Origin of the sequence: Photobacterium sp. OFAV2-7 (assembly GCF_022347985.1) — a bacterium.
Classification (GTDB): Bacteria; Pseudomonadota; Gammaproteobacteria; order Enterobacterales; family Vibrionaceae; genus Photobacterium.
Genome location: NZ_JAKRFQ010000471.1, coordinates 1 through 3,928 on the forward strand (window position 1 = coordinate 1; position 3,928 = coordinate 3,928).

Genomic DNA, 3,928 nt, shown 5'->3' on the forward strand with positions numbered 1-3,928 from the left:
CAGTGTCTTTTCTGTATATGCCGCAGGTAAAACCGGCGTGACGGGCGCATTTGAGCCGAGCTTCGGCCCCCAATAGGCTACCTTTCCGGCAAGTTTTTCTTCGATAACTTTTCTAACAGCTGGTGTGGTGATGATCTCTGCTTTAGGAAACAGGCCGTGTAGTACCTCTGCTCCGAAATAGTAATCAGGATCTGCCTGGCTAATGAAAATTGTTTTAAGTTCTTTGCCTGAATCAATCACCTTGGCTGCAATTCTTAATGCATCGGCTTTGGTAAAACCGGTATCGATAAGCAGGGCTTCAGTGTCACCGTAAACAAGCGTGGAGTTGACATGGAAGCTGTTTCCATCAGCGTTATAGACATCCAGTGTTAAAGGCGCGGTGGTTGCAGCAGTGGCTGCGTTAGCAAGCAATACTGATGCCGCAAGTAGGGCTAGTTTTTTCATGACATTCTCCGTAATACATATCAAGCGAGTTCGGTTAGCATCTTAGGAGATTGATATGTTCAGAAAAATGCACATTTACAAACAAGATTGTATCTGCCCGTGAACTAATAAGTGAGTGCTTTAGCAACAGGTAGTGATGGGGTTAGCGTTTATTATCTTTTAACCTGAAAGTCATTGCCTTGGTATCTTTCTAGTCTTAATATGAACGGCTTTATTTAAGTTATTGATTTTAATTGGTAGTTGCTAAGTAAAATCTAGCTGACTAGGGGGGGAAGCATGATTCCATTAAACTCATCGGTGGTCTCCGGTGTCGCGCTTTCAAAGGTTGATGGCGAAGTCAAAATGTTGCTCATGAAGAGAACCAAAGGTGGCTTCTGGTGCCATGTGGCGGGGTCTATTGAAGAGGGTGAAACCGGTTGGCAAACAATAATTCGTGAGTTTCACGAAGAAACCGAGATAGGAGTTACAGAGCTATACAATGCTCAATGCTTTGAACAGTTCTACGAAGCGAATCTGAATATTATTGAAATTATCCCTGTATTTGTTGTGCAATGCCCATTGAATCAAGCAGTTTCATTAAACTCGGAGCACACGGAGTATCGTTGGTGCACGTTGGATGAAGCAAAGGCGCTGGTCTCATTCCCTGGGCAAAGAGATGTTTACGATCATATCTGGGCAAACTTTGTATTGAGTGAGCCGTCTTCGTTGCTGAAAGTGAACATTGGGTAACAAGCCACTTTTCAAGTAGTAAGCCTTAGCTTGACTGTGACAAGTATGATGAAAGGAGTCTTATGAAAACCGCCATATTAGTAATAGATGTACAGCGTGTATTAATTGATCCTGCTCCTCAGCCTTTTGAAGCGAAGGAAGTGGTAGAGCGCATAAACCAGGTAACTGAGTGGGCGCGTGCTTACAACCACCCCGTTATATTTATTCAGCATGAGCAACCAGATTCGATTATTGAGTTCGGAAGTGATGGCTGGAAATTGCAGAGTGGTTTAGTTGTCGAACCAAACGATAAGTTTGTTCGCAAAACGACACCAGATTCATTTCTGAATACAGAGCTAGAAACCATCCTAAAACAGGCAGGTATCGAACATTTGATCATTTGCGGCTATGCGACAGAGTTTTGTGTCGATACCACCACAAGGCGTGCTGCGGGTTTGGGTTATTCGGTTGATCTTGTCGCTGATGCACATACTACCCATGATAAAGGGCATGCGACAGGGCAACAAATTCGGGAGCACCACAACTGTACGTTACCTAATATTTCAAGTTTTGGGGTTAAGATTGGCGCTATACCAACCGCGAGCTTAGTTAAAGCACCTTGATAGGAAACTCTTTCTGTTCTCGTAAGATATCGACAAAAGCTTTAATCTTGGCAATGTTGAACATATCCCGGTGTACAAGAATCCAAGTGGAAATTGACCACTCATTGTGAATCGGAATTTCTAGCAAAGTATCGATATCACTGACTGTCTGCTTGGGAAGAACGCCGATGCCACATCCGTTCAGTATTGCCTGGGTTAGCACTTGCTGGCTGGAACATAAGAACACAATGTTATTTTCAGGGATATGGTTGTGAACCCATTCATTCCAGGTGAGATGCTCTGGCCTGCTTTTTAATGCGATATAGTGATGATGAGTGAAGTCACGTTCAGTGGGTAAACCATACTGTTCTATATAGTTTTTATGTGCACACAACGTCAGTTGAATGTCTGCGAAAGGCAGGACAACATTATCTGGTGTTGTGGGTTTTCCTCCGCTTCTGATGGCTATATCGGCTTCCCCATACTCAAGGTTAAGATTTCTGATGTCGCCTATGAAATCAACTCGCATCTTGGGATAACGGGACTGGTATTCTTTTATCACAGGCATAATCATGGCAGCCATTTCACTAATGCTGGTGATAGTAATCGTACCTTCTAACTGCTGCTCTTTGCTCTTTAATCGTGAGGACAGTTGTGAGAAGTGGTTCTCCGTGACTTCCCCCAAACGCATGATATCGAGTCCTGCTTCGGTAGGAATGTAGCCCTTATCATTGCGTTGAAAAAGAATAACCCCTAAATGTTCTTCCAGGGCATCAATGTGTCGCATGACTGTTGAGCGGTGAATGCCCATATCCAGAGCTGTAGCACTTAGGGTTCTCAATTTGGCTAATTTATAGGCCGTTCTGATTTCGTTCCATTTATCCATCAATCAATCGTCGCAAAAATGCACACATGACGTGTATATTCGCTCATTTACCGCATAAATGATACTGGATAGTCTTGTCGCAAGTAGCGATATCGAACAGTCTCGATGAGAACATAGGGGTAACGAGCGGTGATACAGACAGATGTGTTAATTATTGGTGGCGGTTTTGCAGGCGTCTCGGTTGCCCAGGAATTAGAGAAAAATGGCATAAAGACAACATTGGTGGATAAGAAAGATTACTTCGAAGTCACCTTTGCCACTTTGCGAAATGTTGCTGACCCGGAAAAAACACGAGACAGGGCGAGGAAAAAGTATCAGGACTTTCTTGCCAGTACGTTCATTCAAAATGGTGTCGTGGAGTTGTCGAGAGAATCGGTGTTATTGGAAAATGGTACACACATAGTGTTCAAGCGTGCAGTCATTGCATCGGGTACTCGCTATCCAGGCATGCCAGTTGCAAAATCGAATGTAGCCTTGGATATCGAGGCACGTAATACGGAATTCAGTGATTTTCATACTAGGCTGGAAGGTGCCGACAAGGTGTTAGTGATTGGCGGTGGCGTAGTCGGTGTCGAATTGGCGGGTGAGATTGCTTATGCATTCCCGGAAAAAAATATCACCTTAGCCCATAACACAGGAGCTCTGCTCACTGGTTTTAGAGAAAAGGCTCAGCGTAAATCTCTTGAGCAGTTAACCTCTCTTGGGGTCGAAGTCCAATTTAATAGCAGATACCGAAAAACGCAGCAGCAATATGTCGATGAAAATACAGGCATAGTAAGTGATGCTGATTTGGTTTTTGAAGCGACGGGTATATTGCCAAACAGTGAATTCTTAAAGCCGCATTTATCCGATGCGTTAAATGAGCATGGGTATATCCAGGTTAATGAAAAGCTTGAGGTTGTAGGAGAGAAAAACCTCTATGCCCTTGGGGATGTTGCTGATGTGGGGGAGGCAAAGCTAGGCTACCTTGCCCAGCAGCAAGGCAGTTACTTGGCAAAGTTGATCATCCGTGATGCTAAAGATAAAAAGACCAAGGGCTACAAGCGTAACCCCTTAATGGCACTCATACCTACAGGGCAAAAGAGTGGGGTTGCACAACTGCCCTTTGCGGTGACGACGTCCAAGTTTTTGATGAACATGAAGCAGAAAGATTTATTTATTAGCAAAGTGTATAAAGCATTTGGCACCGAGTAACTTGAGTTAAGTTATAGCGCTTATGTGGCTTTAGCCTCAAACAAAGTAATATAACTTTGTTTGAGGCTATCTATAACGAGCCAGTCTGCTCGAG

The 3,928-nt window shown here is 43.8% G+C and carries 5 protein-coding genes; 3 read left to right on the top strand and 2 right to left on the bottom strand.

Going from position 1 to position 3,928, the window contains the following annotated elements:
* Positions 1–444: MBL fold metallo-hydrolase (locus MHN01_RS19160; protein ID WP_239412812.1), on the bottom strand; the 444-nt coding region annotated here is incomplete at its 3' end.
* 276 nt (positions 445–720) lie between these two features.
* Here MHN01_RS19160 and MHN01_RS19165 point away from each other — a divergent pair.
* A complete protein-coding gene (locus MHN01_RS19165) occupies positions 721–1,173 on the top strand; it encodes an NUDIX pyrophosphatase (RefSeq protein ID WP_239412813.1) in 453 nt (150 codons plus the stop codon).
* Positions 1,174–1,235: 62 nt separating this feature from the next.
* Positions 1,236–1,775, top strand: coding sequence for a cysteine hydrolase family protein (locus tag MHN01_RS19170; protein WP_239412814.1), 540 nt, complete (start codon positions 1,236–1,238; stop codon positions 1,773–1,775).
* Here the strand turns inward: MHN01_RS19170 and MHN01_RS19175 are convergent.
* The gene (locus tag MHN01_RS19175) at positions 1,762–2,640 is read right to left on the bottom strand and encodes a LysR family transcriptional regulator (RefSeq protein WP_239412815.1); all 879 of its coding nucleotides are present in this window, start codon (positions 2,638–2,640) and stop codon (positions 1,762–1,764) included. The two genes, MHN01_RS19170 and MHN01_RS19175, sit on opposite strands and share 14 nt — an antisense overlap.
* 129 nt (positions 2,641–2,769) lie before the next feature.
* On the opposite strand from MHN01_RS19175, the gene MHN01_RS19180 reads away from it, so the two are divergent.
* Complete coding sequence (locus MHN01_RS19180; RefSeq protein WP_239412816.1) at positions 2,770–3,834, top strand: FAD-dependent oxidoreductase; 1,065 nt, start codon at positions 2,770–2,772, stop codon at positions 3,832–3,834.
* The last annotated feature ends 94 nt before the right edge of the window (positions 3,835–3,928 follow it).